Below are 24,026 nucleotides of genomic sequence, written 5' to 3'. Positions count from 1 at the left end.
CATTATGCCCACCGCACAGTCATGCCAAACCTGCAACGGCAAACGATGGCGCACCGACCCTTACGCTAGCCCCAGGTGCGCTTTAACCTCGGCAGCGCGACGGCGTGAAACGGGCACCGTCGAGCTCACACGGTCGAGCCTGAGCTCCATCAGGCCCGTGGAGCCGATCTCGACATTATGCACGTCTTCCAAATTAACCAGATAGCTGCGATGGACGCGGATAAAGCCCTCGGAGGCCAGGCGCCGCTCGAGCGAGGAAATCGACTCATTGATCAGGTATGTCCCCTCGGCGCAGACGGCGTTGCAAAAATCGGCGCGCGCCTCAAAGTAACAGACATCCGCCACGGGAATGAACACCCTTTTGCCCCCGCGATCCACCGTCAGGCGCAAAGGCTGGCGCGGAGCATGGACGACACGGCGAGCACCCAGGGCAGTCTCGATCTTGTCGAGTGCCTTTGACAGGCGGGCATCCTCCACCGGTTTGACGACGTAATCGACCGCATCGAGGTTATAGGCATCGGCCGCATACTCGGCAAATGCCGTCACAAACACCACGACCGGCGGCGTCTTTAGGTTCTGCAGCGTCTCGGCAAGCTCAATTCCCGAGCGACCGGGCATGGTAATGTCTAAAAACAGCACGTCGGGCTTGTTCGACAGAATCAACTCCACAGCTTCGGCGACATTGCCCGCCTCGGCAATCTGACCCACACGCGCATCCTGTTCCAACAGATAGCGTAGCTCAGCCCTAATGGGAGGCTCGTCATCAACCACCAGGATGTTCCAGCCTTCGGACATATGCGCTTCCCCTCTTTTTTTCTCAATCCAACCGCATGCTACACCGTTAGCGGCGCCGGCTCATGCGGATCGCCGTTCAACTCAACGATGACCTGCGTTCCCACGCCCTCCTGGGACTTCACGCGCATGCCAGAATCTTCTCCGTAAAAGAAATGGATGCGCTGAAGCACGTTGAAGAGCGCCAGGCCGCAACCTCGCTTGACGGAGCCGTCGGCGGTAATGCTCTCGGGCTCCTCTCGGCGATGCTGCTCAAACAGATGCGCGCAGACTTCTTCGCTCATACCGATGCCGTCATCTTCGACGATGATCTCCAAGCCGTCATCGGTCTCAAAAGCCCTAACACGAATAGAAAGCGGCTCGATCTCGCGCTGTGCGTGCTTGATACAGTTTTCGAGCAACGGCTGCAAGATAAACGGCGGTACCAGGCTGTCGCGCACCTCAAAGTCGATGTCGACCGAAACGCGCAGACGGCCGTCGCCATACCGGGCCTGCATAAGATTGATATAACGAGTGCCCTGTTCCACCTCGTGCTCGAGCGTGGTGAGGGTATCGGAGTCAGAAAGCGTCTGACGATAGTAGTTGGAAAAGTCGATCAGCAACGATCGCGCCTTGTCGGGCTCGGTTCGAACGAGCGACACGATCGTGCTAATGGTATTGAATAAAAAATGCGGATCGACCTGCGACTGCAGGGCGCGAAGCTCAACGCGGGCCGTAAGCTCGTCCTGGCGCTCGAGCTCAAAGCTGGCGAGCTGCGTGGAAATGAGATCGGCAAAGCCCGAGGCCAACGCCGTCTGGCGCATATCGATGCTGCTCAGGCGGGGATAGTACAGCTCGAGCGTACCCACGCAATGCCCGCGTACGGTAAGCGGCGCAACAATGCCGGCACGCAAACGGGGAAAATAGCCGCCCGTCTCATAGGAGGCGTCACGCGAAAATACACTCTGTTCGCCGGACTCGATCACGTTGAGCGTGGTCTTGAGCACGACCGGGGTGCCGGCAGGGCATTTTGCCGAGTCCTCACCCCAGCTTGCCAGCACCTGCTTGCCGTCGGTAAAGCAGATGGCAGAGGCAATGGTCTCGGACAGGATGATCTTGGAGGCGCCCAAGGCCGCTTCGGGCGTAAGGCCGCGCGACGTGTAGGCGAATATTTTTGATGCGATGGCGAGCGTACGGTCGGTTGCGCTCGATGTGAGGTCGTCGGGGACCACAAAGACATACGAGAAAAAGAAGCACAGCATGACCAGGCCGGCAATAACGACAACGCCCGGAACGGGGTTGGGATTATCGGTTAAATCCCAGATAAGCAGCAGGATAAGGGCCGGTACGACAAAACCGAGCAAGATGGCCTGGACCACATGCTGGGCCGTACGAAAGACCTTGGTAGAGTTGTAGCTCTTGCCCAGAATCAGCCTGTTTAAATCCACCGTCATCCCCTTCTTACTGACGCACCCCATAGCAATGGAGAGGGCCGCAAGCGACCCTCTCCATTGCATTATGCAATCAAAAACTGTGTTTTACATCCAGCCATCGACAAACGGTATCTTAGGCGCTGTATTTGTTGGCCTCGCCAAAGGTGCCAGCCTCGACGATCCAGCCGTCCTTCATGATGACGTCCATGTTGTCGGTGTTGAGCACGTGGATGTCGGCGGCGACGTCACCGTTGACGACCAGCAGGTCGGCGCACTTACCGACCTCGATAGAACCGGTCTCGTCCTCGATGTGGCACATCTTGGCACCGTTGAGGGTAGCGCAGGTGATGGTCTCGACCGGGGTGAAGCCGATCTTGTCGACGAACTCGTACATCTCCTCGATGGAGCAGGTGCCGTACGGGGTGACGAAGGAGAAGGAGTCGGAGCCGATCGTCATGACGACGCCGCGCTTCTTGGCCTCGCGCAGGCAGTCGTAGTTGCGCTGCAGCTCCTTCTCGACCAGGGTGCCCTCGTACTTGTCGTGCAGCTCGGGGACGTAGACGGGCGGATAGGTGGCGTACCAGGTGGGCAGGAAGGCGATCGTCGGCGTGAAGAAGGTGCCCTGCTCGGCCATGAGGTCCATGGTGCGCTCATCGATATCGAAGCCGTGAATCAGCTGCTCGCAGCCAAAGCGGACGGAATCGTAGGCAGCGGCGTGGTTGTTGTAGCAGTGGCTCCACACGGGGATGCCGACCAACTTGGCCTCTTCGATCACGGCCTGGATCTCCTCGGAGCAATAGTGCTGGTCGCGACCGGAGTCCCAGCGCCAGATGCCGCCACCGGTAGCCCAGATCTTGATGGCATCGGGGTTCTCGCGCAGGCGACGACGGACGGCCTTGCGCAGATCCCAAGGACCGTCGACCTGATCGCCCCAGGGGTGCGATTCCTTGTTGAGCTCCTGGCTGCAGTGGTGGGAGTCACCGTGACCGGCAACACGGCAGAAGCCCAGGCCGGTGGCCAGAACGCGCGGCCCCTTAAAGACGCCCTTGTCGATGCAGTCACGGATCTGGATACCAAAGCGGCCGATCTCGCAGACGGTGGTGAGGCCGTGGGTGAGGCAGTCGTAGGCCTGCTTGACGGCAACGGCCTGCTTCTCGAGGAGCGGCTGCATGACCCAATCGGTGTCATCGTCGGTCAGGTTGCCCGAGAAGTGCAGGTGGGTGTCGATCAGGCCGGGAAGGACGGTCTTGCCGGCGGCGTCGATAACCTCAACGCCCTCGGGAAGGTCCTGCATAGTGCCGGCGTACTCGATCTTGCCGTTGTCGTCGACGAGAACGAGGGAGTTCTCGACCGGCTCGGCACCGGTACCGTCGATGAGCTTGCCGCCAACGATTGCATACTTAGTGGACATGGTTCCTCCTTATGGATCCATATAGTGGGCGAGGCCGTGTTGGGTTAAGGCCTCACAAAACTACCCAAGTGGTGCCGGGTTCGGTGCGCGGAAGAGAGGATCCCGCGCACCCGATCCGCCCCGGCTAGGCGCTACTTTTTGCGGGAATTGGTAAAGGCCATAAGAGCCAGGCCAATGGCCAGCCAGCCGATCACGATGCTCCACTCCACCATGTTGAGGGAGGCGGGAGAGAACGGAATCACGAGCAGCCCGATGATGACGGCGCAGGCAGCGACAGCGAGGCAGATGCCAAACTTGCCGCCGGGCACCTCGTAGGGACGAGGCAGGTCGGGCTCGGTGAAGCGCATGCGCAGGCAGGCGAGGGCGACCATGCCGCAGGAGAAGATGAAGGCGAGGGCCGACACGTTGGTCAGAGGAATGAGCATGTTCTTGCCCAGGAACGGACCGATGACGGTGATGACGCCCAGGACGACGCAGGCGAGCTTGGGAGCGCCGGACTTGGGATCGACCTCGGCGAACTTCTCGGGCAGCTGGCCCTTGCGGCCCATGGCGAGCATGATGCGGCTCGTGGCGCCGTAGAAGGAGTTCATCGGGCCCATGGGTCCAAGCGTGGCGATGACGAGCATGGCCAGGTACAGGAGCATGTTGATGCCCTTGAGGCAGGCAAGCGCGGGAACCGGGCTCTTAACAAACTCATGCCAGTCGAGGATGGTGCCGAACGAGTAGATGCAGACCATGTAGAAGCCGCCTGCGGCCAGCAGGGCTAGGGAGATGATCTTGCCGAACTTGTTCCAGTTGAGGCCCTCGGCTGCTTCCTCAGCCTGCTGAGGAATGGTGTCGAAACCGGCGTAGAAGAACGGGGTCAGAACCAGGACCGACACGATGCCGGCGAACAGGCTGGTGCCCTCGGTAGCGGGCTTGCCGCCACCAGCGCCGGTGACCTGGGAGAACACGGGCATGGCGTGTTCCGGCGAACCGGTGAACAGCGAGACGCCCATGGCGAGCAGCATGCCGCAGAGCAGGGCCTTGGTCAGGAAGGCCTGGAGCTTGGCGGCCGAGCTGGCACCGCGGAAGTTGAGGAAGATGACGTAGACTGCAAAGCCGAGCGCGATCAGCGTCGGGAACAGGTAAACGTCGGCGCCCAGGATGGTATAGAGCTTGACGGCACGCAGCCACTCAAGACCGGGCAGGCTGCCGAACATCTCGGACACGAGGGTCGAGATAGCGATTGCCTCCCACGGGCACAGGATGCCGTTGCCCAGGGCCAGGAGCCAACCGGTGATATAGCTCAGCGTACGGCCAAAGCTACGATCGACATACTCGACGATGCCGCCCGAGATGGGGATAGCAGCCGTGAGCTCACCGAAAACAGCTCCGACGGGCACGAGAAAGATTGCACCCAAGAGGAATGCGATCATAGCGGGAACGGGACCGCCGCCCACGACCATCCAGTCGCCGACCTGCAGAACCCAGCCAGTTCCGATGATGGCACCGAAACCGATGGTGAAGAAGTTCCAGAGCGAAAGCGTTTTCTTCATGCCGCCGTTACCTTCGACTGCAACTTCTGCGTTCTTGTCCGCCATTGTTCCCCTCCTTTCCTTATTGACGCCTCTTTGGCGTCACCCCTTGCGCGGTCTGTTTTGCCGCGCGCTTTTATTTCGTGACTTTACAATACGGCCTTGGCACAGCAGCGCCGCTTGTGGCTCGACCGAAGGCAGAACTGCAAAACGAGCGGCGCCGTTTTTGGGACGAACGGCACGGTTTGCCGCTCATTGTTGTCGCCCGTCCGACGGGCGTACGCTCATCGGACGCATATAGAGATGTTTTTGAGGCCGTGTGTTTTGCGCCTTTCGTACCGTTTACCGAGCTTTTGACGCGCGGACCCATTTGTTGCACATCTTTTTTGTAGGATAGACAGGTTATACATGAGACAAGGCGGTACGAATGGCATACGGATACAACGACGGTGATCAACGGCGACAAAGCGTTCGCCTTGCTGGCCGCACCACGCCGACGCCCAGAAGTGCCACGAGCAGCAATCCGCAACGCCCTCAAGAGCAACCCAGGCCTTCGTCTCGGCAGCAGACAAACAGAACACGGCAGAGTGGCCGTCCGAGCACGGGCACAAGCGCACAGCAAGATAGCCGCTTGGGCGCGCGCACTCGACAGCGCCAAGCCGAGGTTCCGCAACTGCGCCGCAACGGCGCACGTCAGCCCGGCAGCCATATCAACCGCTTCTTTTCGCATCCCCAAGGCGGACGCGACGGCAAGCCCTACCGCTCGACATCGTACGTGAATGCCCCCGCCCTGCCGGCTCGTCGGCTTTGCCTCGCACTGTGCTCTATCCTCATCTGTCTGGTCTTTGTGCTTATGAGCTCCTGTATGTCCCACGGCTCGGCCGGTCTCGAGCCCACCGCCGAGGACAAGCTGCTCAAGGCCCCCGTCGCGCCCGGTTATTCTTTCGCCTTTTCGACCCCGCGCTCGCAATGGCAAGCCGGCACGATGCCCCATATCTATCAGATCGACCCTGCATGGTCGGAGCTGCCTTACGCCGGCGGTACCATCCGCCAAAATGCTTGCGGGCCTACGTGCCTCACCATGGTCTATATCTTTAAGACGGGACGCACCGATATGACTCCCGTCGATATGTGCGCGCTTTCCGAGGCAGGCAACTATGCCCCCACCGGCGCCACCGAATGGTCATTTATGACGCGCGGCGCATGGCAGCTGGGCCTTAACGCAACGGAGCTCCATATCGATCGCAGCTCTATCACCCAGGCGCTGCGCTCGGGTGCGCCCATTATCGCATCGGTTCGTCCCGGCACCTTTACCAGTGTTGGACACTATATCGTGCTCTGGGGCATCGACGATGCCGATCAAGTGGGAGTCTACGACCCCAACTCGGCCAGCCGCAGCGCCCGTCGCTGGGGTGTCGTAGAAGTCCTCAACGAAATCGAAGCCATGTGGGCCTACTACTAGTCATTGGGCACTCATTGCACTCATTGGGGACAGACTTAAATGAGTAGCCCCAGGCTGCCAGGAACTGCCGACACGGAAAGCGCATCCCATTTTGGAGCTCAATAGCGGGATGCACTTTCCGTTAGCGGCCCGTTTGGGAAACTACGTTCCACTTTCCGGCAACATTCCGGGATGCATTTTCCGGTTGAGGCCCTCAAGGGAAACTATGTCCCATGTTGGACGCTCATTCTGGGATGCGCTTTCCGCAGTTGATTGATGCGGGCTTTAAGGACTGTTCCAAGCTGCCAGCAGAAAAGGAACGTCCCCAAGTGCCGGGTTTCCGCAGTCATTGGGGACAGACTTAAATGACTAGTCTTTTAAGAACGTCCCCAATGACTACCCACAGAATGAGGGTCTCATCGGGGACTAGGTAAATAACAAAAGCCCCCGCGGCCGAAACGGGCCACGGGGGCAGCAGGCTTGCAAGGGTTAACTCAAGTCCTCGCCATTTGATGCAATGACCTTTTGATACCAGCAGAAGCTGTCCTTTCGGTAGCGATCGAACGTGCCTTTGCCCGTATCATCGGCATCAACATAAACAAAGCCATAGCGCTTCTTCATCTGCCCCGTCGAGGCAGACACCAAATCGATACAGCCCCACGGCGTGTATCCCATCAGGTCAACACCGTCCTCGACAATTGCATCGCGCAGCGCAAGAATATGCCTGCGCAGGTAATCAATATGATATGCATCGTGGACTTTGCCGTCTTCCAGCGCATCGAGTCCGCCCACACCGTTCTCGGCGATAAAGAGCGGAAGATGGTAACGATCGTGGTAGCCGGCAAGCGTCACGCGCAAACCCAGCGCATCGATCTGCCATTTCCAGGCAGTCTCTTTATCCTTGAGGTACGGATTGCGCAGCGTCGGGAACACGTTGCCCTCCGCCTTCTCAGCGATCACCTGGTCATCGGCGCACACCAAGCGCGAGCAATAGTACGAGAACGAAATGAAGTCGACGGTATGCTCGGCCAGATACTCCGTATCGCCCGGCTCAAAGGGCACGTGAACACCCTCTTTCTCGAGCGCACGCAGCTTCCAAGTAGGATAGGCGCCCGCAGCCATCACGTCAGTGTAGAAGTAGCGGCCGCGGTCCTCCTCATACGCAAGCCATACGTCCTCGGGCGCACAACGGTACGGATAGGTCGCACCGGCAGCGATCATGCAACCCACCTTGTTTGCGGGATCGATCTTGTGCAGGATCTCGACAGCGCGAGCGCTCGCCATAAACATATGGTGCGAGAACGCCGCGGTCACGGCTGCACGGTCACGCTCATCCTCGAGCGTGACGCCCGCGTTGATATAGGACAGCGCCACGCTGTTGATCTCGTTGAAGGTGAGCCAATAACGCACGAGGCCCTGGTACGCACGTCCGACGGTCTCGACGTAGTGCGCATACCGCTCGATCATCTCTCGGCTTTGCCATCCACCATAACGCTCGACCAGAGCCAACGGATAGTCGTAGTGCGACAGCGTCACGAGCGGCTCGATTCCGTGCTCGCGCAGCGCCTCGAATACCTGACGGTAAAACTCCAAGCCCTCACCGTTGGGCTCGGCCTCCATCCCTGTGGGAAAAATACGGCTCCAACAAATTGAAAGACGCAGGCACTTAAAGCCCATCTCGGCAAAGAGCTCGACGTCCTCGCGCCAATGATGGAAGAAGTCGTTGCCCCAACGGCATGGATACAGCCTGTCCGGATCATCCACGGGCTTTTGCCTGCCAAACATCACATCCCAGCGGTCGGGACCCTGTGGAATCAGGTCGGAGTGCGACATACCGCGGCCGCCCTCGTTCCAGCCCCCTTCGGCCTGGTTGGCAGCGAGCGCGCCGCCCCACAAAAAGCCCTCGGGCATACCGGCAGCAGACGTTCTGTCAAAGTAACCCATGCTACTCAGTATCCTTGGCAGAAGCTGCCGCGGCGTTCTCCTGCTCCTGCGCCAGGAGCTGGTTGTCGTACACCTTAAAGAACGGGTACCAGACCACAGCCATGACCACGATCAAAACGATCGTAAATACCCAGATACGCGGGTCGAGGCACTGGATAAAGCCCTGAACGAAGATGGGGAACGTGCCGCTCACCAAGATGTAGAAGTTAGAGACAAGACCCAGTGAGATTGCACCCCAATACAGCAGGGCCGAAATCATACCGCCCAGCACAAACGGAATCATGAGGATCGGGTTGAAGATGATGGGTGCGCCAAAGATCGCGGGCTCGGAGATACGGAAGAAGCTCGGCACGATCGATGCCTTGCCAAATGCCTTGAGCTGCTGCGACTTTGCCTTAAACGCGCAGAGCGCCACAAAAGAGAACGTATTGCCCGTGCCGCCGATGAGGTTGATGACCATCGACATGAGTACCGGGTGGAACTCAAGCGGCTGCCCAGCAGCGTAGAGCGAGGCGTTGGCAGCAAAGGCGGCAAGCGTGACCGGGGCGGTGATGGGCATCACGATCATGTTGCCGTGGACGCCAAAGCACCAAAACAGCAGCGTCATGAAGCAGATAAGCAGTGCGCCGGGCACAGAGTCAACTGCGACGGAAAGCGGGGCAGCGAGCAGCTTCTCGATAACCGAGGGGATGGACAGCGTGGGATCGATCATCTGGATCAGCAGGTTGCCACCAAAGAAGATGAGGATGTTGACGAGCATAGGCACGATGGCGCCAAAGGTTTCGGACAAAAACGGCGGCACGCCATCGGGCATCTTGATGGTGATGCCCTTGGTCTGGCAGAAGCGCGTGACCTCGACGGAGACCAGGGCAACGATGATGGCGGTAAACAGGCCCTGCGCACCCAGATAGGTGCAGGGGACCGCCTGGAGCACGGACTCATCAGCAAGCTGGTAGTAGGACGACGGCGCCGCGGCGATCAGGAACATCACCAGCGAGGTCATACCGGCGTTAAGCTTGGGCATCTTGTAGGTGCCCGCCAGGTTATAGGCGATTGCGAACGTCACGATCACCGACAGTATGCCCATCGTCATGTTGAACGGGATGAGCAGCGTGAGCTTATTGGCCGTGGCAAAATCGAGCCAAGGGCCAAAGACGGACCAGAACCCGCCCTGCGCCACCAGGTCGGCCGTGACCGGCGGGTTGGCGATGATCATAAAGACGGCAGAGACCAAGATGAAGCTGATCGCGCTCATAAAGCCCTTTTGCATGGAGGCAAAGTGACGCTCGGTGCCGCAGAAATTGGCAATAGGGGTCAGTTTTTCCTGAAGCAGGGTCATGAACTTTTCCATGGTCGCCTCCTAGCCCAACAGCGACTGGGCGAGTGCCAGCACGTTGGCGGCGTTGCCCATGCCGTAGTCCTGTGCGGGGATGACCGCGGTCGGCTTACCGCTCCCCTGCTTGACGGTGTTGAGCTGGTAGGACACCTGCGGCCCCAAGAGCAGCACGTCATAATCGGCGCAGGTCTCCTGATACTCGCCGATACCCACCGCATCGATATCGAGCTCGATGCCGTTTTGCTCCGCGTATTTCTCGAGTTTCTTCATCAGAATGCTTGTAGACAGGCCAGCTGCGCAAACAAGAAGGATCTTCATAAGGGATTCCCTTCGCATTGATTGGTTGGATAGTCGCCGCACGCCGTTAGGCGTTCTTGGCTGCAGTGCGCTCATACAGGCAGATCAGCTCCTGCACGAGCTCCTGAGCAAGCATGGAGCACATGAGGTGGTCCTGAGCATGGACCAGCAACACATCCACCGACAGATGCTCGCCCGCCGCCTCGGTCGAAAGCAGCTGCGTTTGGATGTGGTGAGCCTTGATTCCCGCATCCTTTGACTGCTTCATGAGTTTGGTGGCAGCGTCAAAATCCCCCGCCTTTGCCTTTTCAAGGGCTTCGAAGGCAAGGCTGCGTGCCTCTCCCGCTGCAGCGACCAGCTGAAACGAAACCATCTCGGTTCCCTGATCGTCCATAACGGTCTCCTCTCCCGTGATGTCTGGTTTGTACTTGAATATTCGAAACACCTATCTCCCGCCCGCAATCCTCGAGGTTTATTGCAGGTAGACTGACAGCGTCATCGACAAAAGAAGTCTTAAGCCGTATGCGCTTGCACAAGCGCCATCAGCTCATGCCAGGACCGGCGCTCGCGTAAGCGCTCGACCCCCTGGCGGTCCATAAAGATCTCAGCGAGCAGCGAGCTCAAGATCCGCGCCTCATCGCCGCCCGACCGGGCAAACGACACCATAAAGACGATATCGACCTCATGGCCGTATTCGTCCCAAAGAATGGGATGTTCGAGCAGGCCCACGGTAACAAAGACCTCGGCGCTCAAAGGATGCATCCCATGGGGCATGGCCACCCCATTGCCAAACGAGGTGGCACTCGCGCTCTCGCGCTCGGCAACCTCTTGGGCAAACTGGGCATCGACACGGCCGCTCTCGACGGCGCGCTCGGAGAGATATCGGAGAACGGCCTGCTTCGACGACGCCTCAACGCGGTTGAAGAACAGGGCACGGCTAAAGAAAGCGCTCAGGGAGTCCGATTGCGCAGCGTCATCACTCAGCACCTTGCGGATAGCGTTGACATCGCTCGTCTCCAAGAAGAAATCGGCCTCGCGGACGGGCACAGGCAACTTGACGTTGAGCGGCACCGTTGTGAACACGTAGTCGATGTGCGAAAAGTCGAGCGTTCCCACGCGGGCGACGTCGCATGTCTCAATCGACTCGATATACATACCAAACTGCTTGCGGTACTGGTGCTCGAGCATACGGGCGCTTCCCGCTCCCGAGGCGCACACGATCAGGATGCGTTTGCGACGCGGCTGGTCGGCTTGCTGCTCGAGGGCCAGGGCAAATGCCATGGCGATGTAGCCGAGCTCCTCATCAGAGGGCTGGCTGCCAAAATGACGCTCGAGTACCTGCGAGGTGCCGGCCGCCATCGAATAGGCCAACGGAAACCTCGTCTTGATATCGGGCAGCATGGGGTTATCCATATGCATGTGATATTCAAGGCGATAACCCAGAGGGCCAATATGCCGAGCAAGGTTCATGCGAAGTTCAAGATCGCTGCTAAAGTCAAACCTAAACTCATCGTTGACCGCACGTACCATCTCGGAAGCAATCTCCCACATCTCGTCCGAGATAACGGCAGAGCCCTTCTCGGGCACGCCCGTGCCCCTGCCGAGCAAATGGATTGCGATAAAGGCAACCTCTTCTCGGGGCATGCTCACGCCCAGGGCATCCTTGATGTTTGCGGCAATCTGGAAAGCCGCGGCGTATTCGCGCGTTCCCTCCAGTTTTTGAACGTCCGATTCTGCAGCTGGGACATAGCAGCCCTGCTCGATGCGGCCAAGAGCGATGTAAAGATGCATGATGAGATTGCGGGATGCCAGCGAGCTCACCGTGACGGGCGAGGCCGTCAGGGCATCGTCCACACATGCGGCGATGGCCCGCAGGTGCTCGGCGAGCTTTGCATCGTCGGTGTCGGGCAACACGGGCCTCACCAGCGAGGCCAGGCACAGGCGCCGTTGCGACTCCCCGCCCGCAACGCGGATTCCGTAGCGTGGGCGCTTTTCAAGCGCTAAGTCAAATTGGGCGAGTTTCTGCTCTACCAGACGCATGTCATTGGACAGAGTCCGCGCCGAAACGTAGAGTAAATCCGCATACTCCTCAATCGTCACCCACTGGGACCGCATTAGGAGGTCGTTAAGAAGGAAGGACACACGGCCGTCGCGCGTATCAGGAATGCCCGGATGGGCCAGAGCCGCACCGTCTAGCAAGCGAGCAAGCTCATCTGCACGTGCAACATCGATACGATACTGCCCCTTGCTGCCAACGATGCGTGCAACCCCTGCAAGGTTGTCGTTTGCGCGATGGATATAGTTTCTCACGGCGCGCTCGCTTACCTCGAGACGCTTGGCAAGTACCGCGACAGCGACAGGCTGAGCGTCCTCGATCATATTTACAAGCTGCTTGACGCGAGCATCCATGTCCTCCTCCTTTCCCTGCGTCTAGTCTAACGCGGTAAAGAATGACACTCCACGTCGCGCTCGTTCCGCCAACCCGGAACAGGTTGCGGGGAGTTCAGCTGAGCTATGGAGAGCCTGGGGAAAGGGCCCGAAGGCAATGCGTCGGTGTGGGATGCGCCTTCCCAGCCATTGTGCAGTCATTGGGGACAGACTTAAATGAGTAGTCATTGGGGACGTTCTTGTTTGACTAGTCGTTTAAGAACGTCCCCAATGACTATTAAGGACTGTCCCAAGCTGCCGGCAGGAAAGGACCGTCCCCAAGTGCCGGGTTTGTCCCCAATGACTAGGTGAATAGCAAAAGCCCCGCAGCCGGAGCGGACTGCGGGGCTCATGAAGAGAGGCTAGTTTGTGGGCGTCTTGCCTGGCGCCCACGAGAGAGGCAACAGAGTAGAGGCTACTCGTGGATGCGGGTACCGGAGAGACCGGCCATGGTCTCGGCGGCCTTGTCCAGGGCGCCGATGATGCAGGTGCGGCCCTTGCGGGAGCGGGCGAACTTGATGGCGGCGCGGACCTTGGGCTCCATGGAACCCTTGCCGAACTGGCCCTCGTCGGCCAGGCGCTCGGCCTCGTCGGCGGTGATGTCCTCGAGCTCCTCCTGGTTGGGCTTGCCAAAGTTGATGGCGACATGCTCAACGGCGGTCAGCAGGAACAGGACGTCGGCGTCGCAGTCCTCGGCCAGCAGCTCGCCGCCCAGGTCCTTGTCGATGACGGCGGGAACGCCCTTGTAGCAGCCCTTGTTCTCGTAGTCGCGGACGACGGGGATGCCGCCGCCACCGCAGGCGATGACGATGAACTCGTTGTCGAGCAGGTTGAGGATGGAGTCAGCCTCGACGATCTTCTTGGGATCAGGGGAAGCGACGACGCGACGCCAGCCGCGGCCGGAATCCTCGACGAAGACCTTGGAAGGATCCTCGGCCATGAACTCCTTGGCCTGCTCCTCGGTGTAGAAGGGGCCGATCGGCTTGGTCGGGTTCTTGAACGCGGGATCGTCCGGGTCGCACTCGATCTGGGTGACGACGGTGGCGGCGTGCCAACGCTTATAGCGCTTGTGCATCTCGCGGCCGATGCCCTGCTGCAGGTGGTAGCCGATGTAGCCCTGGGACATGGCGCCGCACTCGGGCAGCGGCATCTCGGGGGTGCCGATGGCGTCGTGGGCAGCGGCGAAGGCGTTCTGGATCATGCCGACCTGCGGGCCGTTGCCGTGGGTGATGATGATCTCGTTGCCCTGCTCGATAAGACCAAGGAGAGCGTGGGCGGTGTTGCTCACGGCCTCGATCTGCTCGACGGGGTTGTTGCCGAGGGCGTTGCCGCCGAGGGCGACGACAATACGATCGGGCTTGCCAAGAGGCTTAGACATTGCTGGAATCCTTTCTGTAAAAGGCCTACAACCCATTAATAACCCGCGTCCGTGCGATACGCGAGTTTATTAAGGTTTATATTCTCTTTATCGCTCATTTTATTCATTTTGAAAATACCTAAGCGGCGAACGGTCGATTTTACCCGCTCAGCGTAAAGAAGCCCAGTTCAGGCATATCTACGCCATTTACGTGCAACTTTATTTAAATAGAGCAGGGATTAGACCAGATTATGCAAACTATATCTTTGCTAAACACAAAACGGACAGCGCAATATCTTACTCGCACTATACGAGATTCTATACATTTATTAGACGAGTATGCACCCCTGCAAAAACACGGGGCTTTTCATCCAACAAAAGGGATAGCCAATCGCGCTTCACCCCGCGGCAAGCGGCTGTGAGTTCGCAGTATGGAACTTTACCGTCGGCTTCTGTATGAACGCTGCCGACGCCCTTTCGCTCCTGCGCGCCCAAGCAGCCGAGAACGCTAACGGCGCCACTGCCAACCTGGCCACCCTCAACAACGGCGCCGCCAGCCTTTTCGCAAAGTACCGTGCTGGCTCGCTGGCTTTGAGGCCTAAGTGAGCTTTGCTATTTGCCAATTTTTGTATGATTTGGGTCAAATCTATTTGTCAATTTTTGTATGATTAGGGGCAAATCTATTTGCCAATTTTTGTCAATGAGGTGTTTTAATGCTACGCCGCAAGGTCACTGATAGGCTTTTGAGCTGGAAGAATAACTCCCATAAGGCCCTGCTTGTTACCGGTGCGCGTCAGATTGGCAAGAGCTATGCGATTCGCGCGTTTGGAAAGAGCAACTACGCTTCGTATTATGAGGTCAATCTGCTACTTGATGCCGAGGCAAGAGACGTACTTGTTGGCGCTAAGAACTCCATTGACTTCATCAACCGTGTGGCCCTTCTTGCGGATGCACCGCTTGTTGAAGGAGACACGCTTATCTTCGTCGATGAGATTCAGGAGTATCCGCAGATCGTTACACTTATGAAGGCGCTGGTCGAGGACGGACGCTTTAGCTATGTCTTCTCGGGGTCTATGCTTGGGACTGAGTTTAAGGGGATCTCTTCTTTTCCGGTAGGGTATGTCGAGCACATTGTTATGCGGCCGATGGATTTTGAAGAGTTTTGTTGGGCAAACAGCGTCAGCGAAAATGTGCTTGCAGATATTCGCAGCCGCCTTGTCGAGAGACGTCCCGTCGAAAACTATATTCATGAGGCGATGCTCAAAAACTTTAGAGCCTATATCGTTTGCGGCGGCATGCCGGAGGTCGTTCAGAACTATATCGATTCGGGCTATTCGCTCGTGAGAACGCGTGAGCTTCAAATTCAGCTAGTCGATCAGTACAAAAGCGATATCTCTAAATATGCATCGACTCGAGCGTTTAACGTTCGCGCGATTTTCGAACAAATTCCCGTTCAGCTTGAGGCGGAGTCCCATCGCTTTGTTGTTTCATCCCTGGGCGAGGGGGCTCGCCTTCAAAAATACGAGCAGGATTTCCTATGGCTGGTGAACGCGGGCGTCGGTTTGATGGTCGCCCAGGTGACGGAGGCCCGGAGTCCTCTTAAGAGGACAGAGAAGGCGACCGCCTTTAAACTATACGAGTCTGATACAGGCATGCTCGCATCACGGTATCCCGGCAGCACGGCACGCGCTGTCTACCTTGATATGAAAACCCCCAACCTCGGCGGTCTCTATGAGAACGTGGTCGCGCAGGAGCTTGTCGCCCTTGGAACTGATGCATGGTACTACCAGACACGCGAGGTCGGCGAAGTTGACTTTGTGATCGAAGGCACCCGCGGGCACGTTGTCCCAATCGAGGTCAAATCGGGCAAGAAGGTTCGAGCCCATGCGGCCCTCGACCGTCTGATGAGCGTGAGCGAGTACAAAATCCCCGAGGCCGTTGTGCTAAGCCACGAGAACCTCAGCAAAGAGGGCAAGGTCCTGTACGTTCCAATCTATATGACATTCTGCCTCGATGAGTTTATGGAAAAGGACGACCCCAACAACGATTTCTCGTTTGCACCCATATCCCTCTAGGCCATCTGGGTCCGCGACCAGGTCCCCCTCTATACCCAAAGCAGCGCGTGGTTTCGCGGCAAAGCCGCGAAACAGCGACCGGGACAAGGCACCCCATCAGCCACGTCCTTCATCCAGCCCCACAATCCGAGGACGTAGTCGTAGCAGGATCTGAGGGCTGACCTTCGCGGACACTCCGCAGGACGAAAGAACCCCCGCCGCACGTAGTGCGCAGCGGGGGTTCTTTCATGTCCGAGGACGTCCGCGAAGGTCAGCCCTCAGATCCTGCGGTGGGAGACCTAAGCCTCGTTGTACACCGTCTTGAGCTTCAGCAGGTGAGCGTAGCGGTCCATAGCGGCCTGCTCGTTCTCCTTGAAGAGCTCCTCGGCGCGCTCGGGGAAGGAACGCGTCAGCGAAGCGTAACGGGCCTCGTTCATCAGGAACTCCTGATAACCGCCCGCGGGCTCCTTGGAATCGAGCGAAAACTTCTTGCCGGCAGCAGCCTCGGGGTTGAAGCGGAAGAGGTTCCAGTAACCGCACTCGACAGCCTTCTTCATCTCGGCCTGGCAGTTCTGCATGCCGCCCTTCTTGATGGAGTGCATCTCGCAGGGGCTGTAGCCGATGATGAGGGACGGGCCGTCGTAGGCCTCGGCCTCGTGGATGGCCTTGAGGGTCTGAGCTGGGTTGGCGCCCATGGCAACCTGTGCCACGTAGACGTAGCCGTAGCTCATGGCAATCTCAGCCAGAGACTTCTTCTTGGTCACCTTACCGGCAGCGGCGAACTGAGCGACCTGGCCCAGGTTCGAGGCCTTGGAGGCCTGACCACCGGTGTTGGAGTAAACCTCGGTGTCGAAGACGAAGACGTTGACGTTGTGGCCGGAAGCCAGGACGTGGTCCAGGCCACCGAAGCCGATGTCGTAGGCCCAACCGTCGCCGCCGAAGATCCAGAAGGACTTCTTGGTGAGGTAAGCCTTGTCGGCGAGGATTGCCTTGGAAGCGTCGCAGCCGCACTTCTCGAGCTCGGCAACGTAGGCAGCGGCAGCGGTCTTGGAGGCCTCGGCGTCGTTGACGGAGTCAATCCAAGCCTGGCCGGCGGCCTTGAGCTCGTCGGACGGACCATCGGCAGCGATGATGTCCTGGGTAGCGGCGATCAGCTTGTGCTGAACGGCCTCATAGCCAACGGCCATGCCCAGACCATGCTCGGCATTGTCCTCGAACAGGGAGTTGTTCCACGCCGGGCCGTGACCGTCCTTGTCCTTGCAGTAAGGAGCGGTGGCAGCGGGGTTGCCCCAAATGGAGGAGCAGCCGGTGGCGTTGGAGATGAACATGCGGTCGCCGGCAACCTGGGTCACCAGACGTGCATAGGCGGTCTCGGCGCAGCCGGCGCAGGAGCCGGAGAACTCCAGGTAGGGCTGCTTAAACTGGCTGCCCTTGACGTTGGCCGCGATGAGCTCCTTCTTCTCGGAGACGTTCTCGACCATGTAGTCCCAAACGGGCTGCTGGTCCATCTCCTGCTCGGTGGGAACCATCTCGAGGGCGCCCTTGGGGCAGACCTTGACGCAGTTGGTGCAGCCCATGCAGTCGAGCGGGGACACGACGATAGCGAACTTCATGCCCTTGGCCTTGGGGCCCATAGCGTCGAGCATGCGGGTAGCCTCGGGCGCGGCGGCAGCCTCGTCCTCGGTCATCGCGAACGGACGGATGGTGGCATGCGGGCACACATAGGCGCACTGGTTGCACTGGATGCACTTGGTCTCGTCCCAGTGGGGAACGACGACGGCGACGCCGCGCTTCTCGTATGCGGAGGCGCCCAGCTCAAACTGGCCGTCGGCGCAACCGACGAAGGCGGAAACAGGCAGGCTGTCGCCATCCATGCGATCGATGGGCTCGAGCAGGTTCTTGACCTGCTGGGCGATGGCGGACTTGGTCTCGTCGGAGAGCTCGACGGGGGCGGCATCCTCGGCGGTTGCCCAGTCGGCCGGAACCTCGAACTTACGGAAGGCGGTAGCGCCGGCATCGATGGCCTTGTGGTTGGCGTCGACGATGGCCTGGCCCTTCTTCATGTAGGACTTGGTGGCCGCGTCCTTCATGTACTGCAGGGCGTCCTCGGCGGGCAGGACCTTGGCCAGTGCGAAGAAGGCGGACTGGAGCACCGTGTTGGTGCGCTTGCCCATGCCGACCTTGGCAGCCAGGTCGATAGCATCGATCAGGTAGACGTTGACGTTGTTGTTCGCGATGTAGCGCTTGGCCACGGCGGGCATGTGCTCGGCGAACTCCTCGTCGCTCCACTGGCAGTTGACCAGGAAGGTGCCGCCCGGCTTGACGTCGCGGACCATCTTGAAGCCCTTGACGATGTAGCTGGGATTGTGGCAGGCGACAAAGTCGGCCTTGGTCACGTAGTACGGCGAACGGATCGGGGAATCACCAAAGCGCAGATGCGAAACGGTGACGCCGCCGGTCTTCTTGGAGTCGTACTGGAAGTAGGCCTGGACGTACTTGTCGGTGTGGTCGCCGATGATCTTGATCGAGTTCTTGTTGGCGCCGACGGTACCGTCGCCACCCAGACCCCAGAACTTGCACTCGATGGTGCCGGGGGCTGCGGTGTTGGGCGCATCCTCGGCCTCGGGCAGGCTCAGATTGGTCACGTCATCGACAATGCCGATGGTGAACTCGCGCTTAGGCGCGTCCTTCTTAAGCTCCTCGAAGACAGCGAACGCGGACGCGGGAGGCGTGTCCTTGCTGCCCAAACCGTAACGGCCGCCGACGACCTTGATGCCCGTCTTGCCGGCCTCGTAGAGAGCAGAGACGACGTCCTGGTAGAGCGGCTCGCCGATGGAACCCGGCTCCTTGGTTCGGTCCATGACGGCGATCTTCTGGACGGTCTCGGGGAGAACGTCGACAAAGTGCTTGATGGAGAACGGACGGAACAGGCGAACCTTGACCAGGCCGACCTTCTCGCCGTGAGCGTTGAGGTAGTCGATGACTTCCTCGAGCACGTCGCAGAAGGAGCCCATGCACACGACGACGCGATCAGCATCGGGAGCGCCGTAGTAGTTGAACAGGCCGTAATCGGTGCCGAGCTTCTCGTTGATCTTCTTCATGTAGCCCTCGACGACGGCGGGGAGCTCGTCGTAGACCTTGTTGCAGGCCTCGCGGTTCTGGAAGAAGATGTCGCCGTTCTCGTGGCTGCCGCGGGTGTGCGGGTGCTCAGGGTTGAGCGCGTGGTCGCGGAAAGCCTGGACGGCGTCCATGTCGCACATCTCGGCCAGATCCTTGTAGTCCCACATGGCGACCTTCTGGATCTCGTGGCTGGTGCGGAAGCCATCGAAGAAGTTAAGGAACGGGGTCTTGCCCTCGATGGCGGCAAGGTGAGCCACCGGCGAGAGGTCCATGACCTCCTGGACGTTGCCCTCGGCGAGCATGGCGAAGCCGGTCTGGCGACAGGCCATGACGTCGGAGTGATCGCCGAAGATGTTCAGGGCGTGGGAAGCGACGCAACGCGCGGAGACGTGGAAGACGCCCGGGAGCTGCTCGCCCGCGATCTTGTACATGTTCGGAATCATCAGGAGCAGACCCTGAGAAGCCGTGTAGGTGGTGGTCAGAGCACCGGCGCCCAGCGAACCGTGAACAGTACCGGCTGCACCTGCCTCGGACTCCATCTCGACGACCTTGACCGGGGTGCCGAAGATGTTCTTGCGACCCTGGGCCGCCCACTGGTCGACATGGTCGGCCATCGGGCTGGACGGCGTAATGGGATAGATTCCCGCTACCTCGGTGTACGCATACGAAACATATGCGGCCGCCTCGTTGCCGTCCATAGACTTAAACTTACGCGCCATATACCCCTCTCCTCTCATATAGGTATACAGGCCCCGGCGATCGCCGGGATGTTGGCGAGATGGGATTTTCGTTGTTACTTCCAATCATCTGGCAGGCGGACTCAGCAGCAGGTACATGGCGTGGAGAGAAGGCATGCCGAGGCGAGGAGGGCTGCACGCGCTCCACAGGCCCAGCTACCCGTCTTGCACATGACCGAGCGCCGCAAAGGCCGCATGCCGGATGCTCCCGGGCACGCCCCGGCGATGGGAAGCGCCCGCAACGGAAATCCGCATGCGGGTTCATTGTACCCCGCCGTCAAGTGTAATTTCGGCAAATATAGGTGGGCGGTTAAGGTTTACCCCGGGTGACTATCACACGGCCGATGTCAGCGAACGCAATCCCCGGGGACGACGCAGCAGTTGCGGTGAAATAGTTCTTGGATGCCCGCCTCAAGGGCCTCATCAGGAACTATTTCACCGCAACTCATTGAGGAGATGAGTTAGAGGGCGCCGAGGAGGATGGCGTAGGTGGTGGATTCACCGAGTTTGAGCTCGTCGCTGGGGCTGAGCTGGGCGGAGCGGCCGGGCTCTACTTGAATACACACACTCGTGGCCCCGTTTACCACCACGGTGCCGTTCGTGGACGACAGGTCCTCGACAAACCATGCGCCAGACTCGTCGCACCAGATATGGGCATGGCGGGCCGAGACATCGTCGCCGACGTCGGTGATGTCGCCCTCCCCCGTTGCCAGCGCGCCGATCTCGACGCCTTCCTCACTCGGCTGAATCCAACGCGGGGCGCTCACCACGTAGCCGTTTTGCACGCGCAGCAGTCCCAGCGGATGCGCCGGCGCGACCTCGCGCTCGCCCGCGACCGAAGATGTGCTCAGCGAGCGCGGCGTCGACGTGGCGCCGCCACAGGTCGCATGAGCGTAGTCGATGGCATAGGTCACCGACGAGCGGACATCTGCCGAGCAACCCACAGCGACAAACAGCACCAGGATGGTCTCGGCGCGCTCGGCGGGCATAAGCTCAGCCGCCTGCGACAGGCGCTCGAGCGCATTGCGATAGAGATTCGTGTCCTGATGGCATTCCCCGAGTGCCCGCACCATGGGCTCGCCAGCGGGGCCGCACACCATATTGGTCACGGCCGCGGCGTCCATGGGATTGCGACGGCGCAGGGCCAGCTGCGACATAATGCGCGCGGCCGAGGTGCCGTAATCGGCAAAATAACGTTCCTGCAGCGTGCCGACAGGCGCGCGCACGATAAAGCGCGAAACCCAGGAGCGATCGGCGGCACGGCTCTGCGGACTACGGCCGTCGGCGAGCGGGCGGCTCGAGAGCACCAGGCCGCACAGTTCGATATGGCTCAGGTGCGCTGCGCGCTTAAAGATGTCAAACATTGCCCCGCACGGGGTGAGCTCGGCCTGAGAAGCCATGGCTTAGCCCTCCTTGGTCGCAGAGATAGTGTCGAGTACTTCGGCCGGCCCGCCAAAGGCGCGGGCAGCCGCGTCTCCGCCGGCAAGCGGCGTTGCCATGGGAATTTTCGCACGTCGTGCTGATGCGACGGGAAGCTCAAAGGCAAACCCCATCGCCAGCAAAAACCACGTGAGCGCATAGGTTGCAATTATGGCGGCCACCAGGCCACCCGCCACGGCATGCTGGGAAAACACGGCACATGCGAGTGCGGCCAGAGCCGGAACCTCGCAGGCGGAAAGGGCCAACACGCCCTGCAGGAATCCCGCACGGCGGTCGCGCGCCAAGGCCCCGGCAGCGACGCCCACCATGCCCGGCGGCGCCAACGCCAGCGCGGCGATCATGGCCGGCAGTTTCCCGGACCATATAAGCGGTCCCACGACGAGCGTCACATGGGCGCCCGACGCCAACAGCGCCGCTGATACCACGACCACGGCCCAAAGCACGCCGCATACCGCCGTCGCACCAGCCATCACCGCACGCCGGGCTGTGTGTCCCGATACCTCCATCGGGCACGGCATGAGCGGCTCGGCGCGAAGCGAGCGGGCGGCATTTTGCGCATAGTGGTCGCAAAATGCCGAGAGCGCCGCCTCCACCGCAGCCGGCTCGGGACGATCTTCCTGATGGCAGGACAGACAGGCCATCACCACATCGAACAGCTGAGCGTCGACAAACGCCAGCGCATCGCGCAGATCCTCGGAATTTGGATCGAGCCCCAGCTGCTGAGCCTGTTCGGCCGCGGCAAGTGCCACATCGGGCTCGCGTCGCAGCAGTTGCGTCAAGTTGCAGCCGGGCGCGTGGGCGCCGACGGGATAATCGGGCAGCGTATCCATCTTAAGGCGATAAGGGCTGGCGATATCGCGCGTCTTTTTGCGCGAGCCCGAAGTACCCGACGCACCCAGCGCCACTTCGTACGGCGCGACACCGGCGATGAGCTCGTAGACCGTACTCGCCGCTGCATAGACATCGATCGCCGGCGACATGCGAAGCATGCGCAGGTCGGGGATATCGTCGGTGAGCATCTCGGGCGGGGCATAGGCCACCGTCGCGCGGCGCAACGTGGCATAGCGCTCGGTAAACGATGCCTTGCCGTCGGTGCCGGCCACCGCAGAGGCGGGCTCGAGCGCCAGCGACGACCCAAAGTCGATCAAGCACAGGTCGAAGGTTCCTTCGGCAAGTTGTCGGTCGAGCGGCAGGCGCGCCGTGCGCACCATAATATTAGCGGGTGAGATATCGCGATGGACGAACCCCTCGCCTACCAAGCCCATGCGGCAGAGCAGATCGAACAGGTCGCGACCCAGGCGCGCCGCCACGAGCGGCGATAGACGCCCGGCATCGTCCACGGCAAGGCGCGAGCGCAGGCGAGCGAGCGTCTCGCCCTCGACCCACTCCATGACAATCGCGGGCACGCCGTCGACCTCGCCCCACCCGTATAAGCGGGGAAAGCCCTTAAGGCCCGAAAGGGCACGATGGCATTCATATTCCTCGCGAAACGCCGCCTTGAACTTGGTGACCAGCGCCTCGTGGGCGACATCGTCATCAAATTCGTCGCGCGTTGGCAAGATGAGCTGCTTGAGCGCCACGGCATCGCCCTGCACGTTAACGGCACGCGTCACGCGGCCGATGCCGCCGCGGCGCATGGTGGCGTCGTCGGCAAACAGCATCGTAAAACGGCGTAGGTAGACGGGAAGCTCGTCCGTGCCCAGGGCGACGGCCGGCTCGAACCCGTCGACGCGTGCCAGGCGCAGGCCCACCATGGGATCACGGTTGAGCGACTGGGCTGCTGTAGAAGCAAGGTCGTTCGTCATAGGGCGATCGCCGCCACATTGGTGTTGAAGTTGTTGAGCGCGACGTTATCGTCGCCGTAATGTCCGACCCATTGACACAGGTTTGTGTAGCAACCCCAAAGGTTGGCGAATTGTCGATACCACGTTGACTGGGGAGGAAACGTCTGCCGGCCAAACTCGGCACGGATGACAAACATGTCATTGACCAGGCTGTCGCACGGTCCGGTGTCGCCCGTGGCGTTATAGGTCGACACCACGCTATTGGCGCGGGCGACATAGCCGTCGAGTAGGTTGTATTTGTTCACGAGCCAACTGTGGATACTCTCCTCCTCGGCAGCCGAGAGGCCACCCGAGCCCGTGTCGCCGCCGTTACCGCCGTCCGTCGAGCCACCACTCGAAGATCCACCGCCAGAGGCGGAGCCCGAACCGGGACCGCCGTCCGAGCCCGCCGAACCGGCGCCAGAACCGGACCCATCCGAGCTGCCGGGCTTACCCGCCTGCTGCGTATCCTGCCCCTTCTGCTGCCCTGCCTTGTTAACGACAGAAGCCACGCTGTTGTTGGAAAGCTTCGTGATGACCTTGGTGTTGGTGAGCACGATGGTCTTGCCGTTTGCCAGCGTGATCTCGTTGGACGCCTGCTCGCCCTCGTCCGCGGGATCGACGCCAAACACGGTGCGCCCGACCACGCTCGCCCACGCATATCCAGTTGTCGTTCCCAAGTCGCTTTTGGCCTTGCGCCCAATATGCAGCTCGCGCGCAGCATGCGCCTGTACCATGGACGGCACCGTCATGCCATAAGCCGAAACACCGGCTATGACCAGCACGAGCGAGCAAGACAGCAGCACATACGCCCGGGGCGCCAGGCCCAGCCGGCGTCGCATGCGCACCGCGGCGCCATGCTTTGTCTGAGTGCCCCCGGGCCGCATGCGTTCTCCTCCAACAAAAACACGCCGCATA

Annotated in this window: 17 protein-coding genes; 3 read left to right on the top strand and 14 right to left on the bottom strand. The window is 60.1% G+C overall.

Features of this window, described 5'->3' with window-relative positions; genetic code table 11:
• Positions 1-60 precede the first annotated feature (60 nt).
• The 4 genes from DXC99_RS06900 to DXC99_RS06885 all read right to left on the bottom strand — a co-directional run bounded on the left by DXC99_RS06900 (position 61) and on the right by DXC99_RS06885 (position 5,198).
• Positions 61-795: a LytTR family DNA-binding domain-containing protein gene (locus tag DXC99_RS06900; RefSeq protein WP_117629721.1), complete on the bottom strand. Its 735-nt coding sequence runs from the start codon at positions 793-795 to the stop codon at positions 61-63.
• A gap of 38 nt (positions 796-833) precedes the next feature.
• Positions 834-2,225, bottom strand: a complete 1,392-nt coding sequence (locus DXC99_RS06895; RefSeq protein ID WP_233505691.1) for a sensor histidine kinase — start codon at positions 2,223-2,225, stop codon at positions 834-836.
• A 112-nt stretch (positions 2,226-2,337) separates the two neighbouring features.
• Positions 2,338-3,615, bottom strand: coding sequence for an amidohydrolase family protein (locus DXC99_RS06890; protein WP_117629719.1), 1,278 nt, complete (start codon positions 3,613-3,615; stop codon positions 2,338-2,340).
• Positions 3,616-3,746: 131 nt separating this feature from the next.
• The gene (locus tag DXC99_RS06885) at positions 3,747-5,198 is read right to left on the bottom strand and encodes an APC family permease (protein WP_117629718.1); all 1,452 of its coding nucleotides are present in this window, start codon (positions 5,196-5,198) and stop codon (positions 3,747-3,749) included.
• Positions 5,199-5,763: 565 nt separating this feature from the next.
• On the opposite strand from DXC99_RS06885, the gene DXC99_RS10510 reads away from it, so the two are divergent.
• Positions 5,764-6,594, top strand: coding sequence for a C39 family peptidase (locus DXC99_RS10510; RefSeq protein ID WP_233505690.1), 831 nt, complete (start codon positions 5,764-5,766; stop codon positions 6,592-6,594).
• Positions 6,595-7,062: 468 nt separating this feature from the next.
• Here DXC99_RS10510 and DXC99_RS06875 read toward each other — a convergent pair whose 3' ends face one another.
• The 6 genes from DXC99_RS06875 to arcC all read right to left on the bottom strand — a co-directional run bounded on the left by DXC99_RS06875 (position 7,063) and on the right by arcC (position 13,955).
• On the bottom strand, positions 7,063-8,517 hold the full coding sequence (locus DXC99_RS06875; RefSeq protein WP_117565031.1) for a family 1 glycosylhydrolase: 1,455 nt from the start codon (positions 8,515-8,517) through the stop codon (positions 7,063-7,065).
• 1 nt (position 8,518) lies between these two features.
• A complete protein-coding gene (locus DXC99_RS06870; protein ID WP_117565032.1) occupies positions 8,519-9,868 on the bottom strand; it encodes a PTS sugar transporter subunit IIC in 1,350 nt (449 codons plus the stop codon).
• 9 nt (positions 9,869-9,877) lie between these two features.
• A complete protein-coding gene (locus tag DXC99_RS06865; protein ID WP_117565033.1) occupies positions 9,878-10,171 on the bottom strand; it encodes a PTS sugar transporter subunit IIB in 294 nt (97 codons plus the stop codon).
• Positions 10,172-10,217: 46 nt separating this feature from the next.
• Complete coding sequence (locus DXC99_RS06860; protein WP_117629717.1) at positions 10,218-10,544, bottom strand: PTS lactose/cellobiose transporter subunit IIA; 327 nt, start codon at positions 10,542-10,544, stop codon at positions 10,218-10,220.
• Between the two features lie 119 nt (positions 10,545-10,663).
• Positions 10,664-12,559: a BglG family transcription antiterminator gene (locus tag DXC99_RS06855; protein ID WP_117629716.1), complete on the bottom strand. Its 1,896-nt coding sequence runs from the start codon at positions 12,557-12,559 to the stop codon at positions 10,664-10,666.
• A 433-nt stretch (positions 12,560-12,992) separates the two neighbouring features.
• Complete coding sequence (arcC, locus tag DXC99_RS06850; RefSeq protein WP_055310076.1) at positions 12,993-13,955, bottom strand: carbamate kinase; 963 nt, start codon at positions 13,953-13,955, stop codon at positions 12,993-12,995.
• 435 nt (positions 13,956-14,390) lie between these two features.
• On the opposite strand from arcC, the gene DXC99_RS10370 reads away from it, so the two are divergent.
• A complete protein-coding gene (locus DXC99_RS10370; protein WP_158551673.1) occupies positions 14,391-14,540 on the top strand; it encodes a hypothetical protein in 150 nt (49 codons plus the stop codon).
• Positions 14,541-14,647: 107 nt separating this feature from the next.
• The gene (locus tag DXC99_RS06845) at positions 14,648-16,009 is read left to right on the top strand and encodes an ATP-binding protein (RefSeq protein ID WP_117629715.1); all 1,362 of its coding nucleotides are present in this window, start codon (positions 14,648-14,650) and stop codon (positions 16,007-16,009) included.
• 278 nt (positions 16,010-16,287) lie between these two features.
• Here DXC99_RS06845 and nifJ read toward each other — a convergent pair whose 3' ends face one another.
• The 4 genes from nifJ to DXC99_RS06825 all read right to left on the bottom strand — a co-directional run bounded on the left by nifJ (position 16,288) and on the right by DXC99_RS06825 (position 23,995).
• Positions 16,288-19,827, bottom strand: a complete 3,540-nt coding sequence (gene nifJ, locus DXC99_RS06840; protein WP_117629714.1) for a pyruvate:ferredoxin (flavodoxin) oxidoreductase — start codon at positions 19,825-19,827, stop codon at positions 16,288-16,290.
• 479 nt (positions 19,828-20,306) lie between these two features.
• A complete protein-coding gene (locus DXC99_RS10420) occupies positions 20,307-21,245 on the bottom strand; it encodes an FHA domain-containing protein (RefSeq protein WP_199408884.1) in 939 nt (312 codons plus the stop codon).
• Positions 21,246-21,248: 3 nt separating this feature from the next.
• Positions 21,249-23,090, bottom strand: a complete 1,842-nt coding sequence (locus DXC99_RS06830) for a hypothetical protein (protein ID WP_117629713.1) — start codon at positions 23,088-23,090, stop codon at positions 21,249-21,251.
• Positions 23,087-23,995 (bottom strand): hypothetical protein, encoded by a 909-nt coding sequence (locus DXC99_RS06825; RefSeq protein ID WP_117629712.1) that lies wholly within the window; start codon positions 23,993-23,995, stop codon positions 23,087-23,089. Before DXC99_RS06825 ends, DXC99_RS06830 begins: the two co-directional genes overlap by 4 nt.
• Between the last annotated feature and the right edge of the window lie 31 nt (positions 23,996-24,026).

Source organism: Collinsella sp. TF10-11AT, from assembly GCF_003437565.1.
Taxonomy (GTDB): Bacteria; Actinomycetota; Coriobacteriia; order Coriobacteriales; family Coriobacteriaceae; genus Collinsella.
This window is presented reverse-complemented; position numbering and strand designations above follow the sequence as displayed.

What these genes read in the sequence shown, in the direction of transcription:
- DXC99_RS06900 (WP_117629721.1), bottom strand. Translation starts at nt 795, where the DNA reads ATGTCCGAAGGCTGGAACATCCTGGTGGTTGATGACGAGCCTCCCATT.
- DXC99_RS06895 (WP_233505691.1), bottom strand. Translation starts at nt 2,225, where the DNA reads ATGACGGTGGATTTAAACAGGCTGATTCTGGGCAAGAGCTACAACTCT.
- DXC99_RS06890 (WP_117629719.1), bottom strand. Translation starts at nt 3,615, where the DNA reads ATGTCCACTAAGTATGCAATCGTTGGCGGCAAGCTCATCGACGGTACC.
- DXC99_RS06885 (WP_117629718.1), bottom strand. Translation starts at nt 5,198, where the DNA reads ATGGCGGACAAGAACGCAGAAGTTGCAGTCGAAGGTAACGGCGGCATG.
- DXC99_RS06875 (WP_117565031.1), bottom strand. Translation starts at nt 8,517, where the DNA reads ATGGGTTACTTTGACAGAACGTCTGCTGCCGGTATGCCCGAGGGCTTT.
- DXC99_RS06870 (WP_117565032.1), bottom strand. Translation starts at nt 9,868, where the DNA reads ATGGAAAAGTTCATGACCCTGCTTCAGGAAAAACTGACCCCTATTGCC.
- DXC99_RS06865 (WP_117565033.1), bottom strand. Translation starts at nt 10,171, where the DNA reads ATGAAGATCCTTCTTGTTTGCGCAGCTGGCCTGTCTACAAGCATTCTG.
- DXC99_RS06860 (WP_117629717.1), bottom strand. Translation starts at nt 10,544, where the DNA reads ATGGACGATCAGGGAACCGAGATGGTTTCGTTTCAGCTGGTCGCTGCA.
- DXC99_RS06855 (WP_117629716.1), bottom strand. Translation starts at nt 12,559, where the DNA reads ATGGATGCTCGCGTCAAGCAGCTTGTAAATATGATCGAGGACGCTCAG.
- arcC (WP_055310076.1), bottom strand. Translation starts at nt 13,955, where the DNA reads ATGTCTAAGCCTCTTGGCAAGCCCGATCGTATTGTCGTCGCCCTCGGC.
- DXC99_RS10370 (WP_158551673.1), top strand. Translation starts at nt 14,391, where the DNA reads ATGAACGCTGCCGACGCCCTTTCGCTCCTGCGCGCCCAAGCAGCCGAG.
- DXC99_RS06845 (WP_117629715.1), top strand. Translation starts at nt 14,648, where the DNA reads ATGCTACGCCGCAAGGTCACTGATAGGCTTTTGAGCTGGAAGAATAAC.
- nifJ (WP_117629714.1), bottom strand. Translation starts at nt 19,827, where the DNA reads ATGGCGCGTAAGTTTAAGTCTATGGACGGCAACGAGGCGGCCGCATAT.
- DXC99_RS10420 (WP_199408884.1), bottom strand. Translation starts at nt 21,245, where the DNA reads ATGGCTTCTCAGGCCGAGCTCACCCCGTGCGGGGCAATGTTTGACATC.
- DXC99_RS06830 (WP_117629713.1), bottom strand. Translation starts at nt 23,090, where the DNA reads ATGACGAACGACCTTGCTTCTACAGCAGCCCAGTCGCTCAACCGTGAT.
- DXC99_RS06825 (WP_117629712.1), bottom strand. Translation starts at nt 23,995, where the DNA reads ATGCGGCCCGGGGGCACTCAGACAAAGCATGGCGCCGCGGTGCGCATG.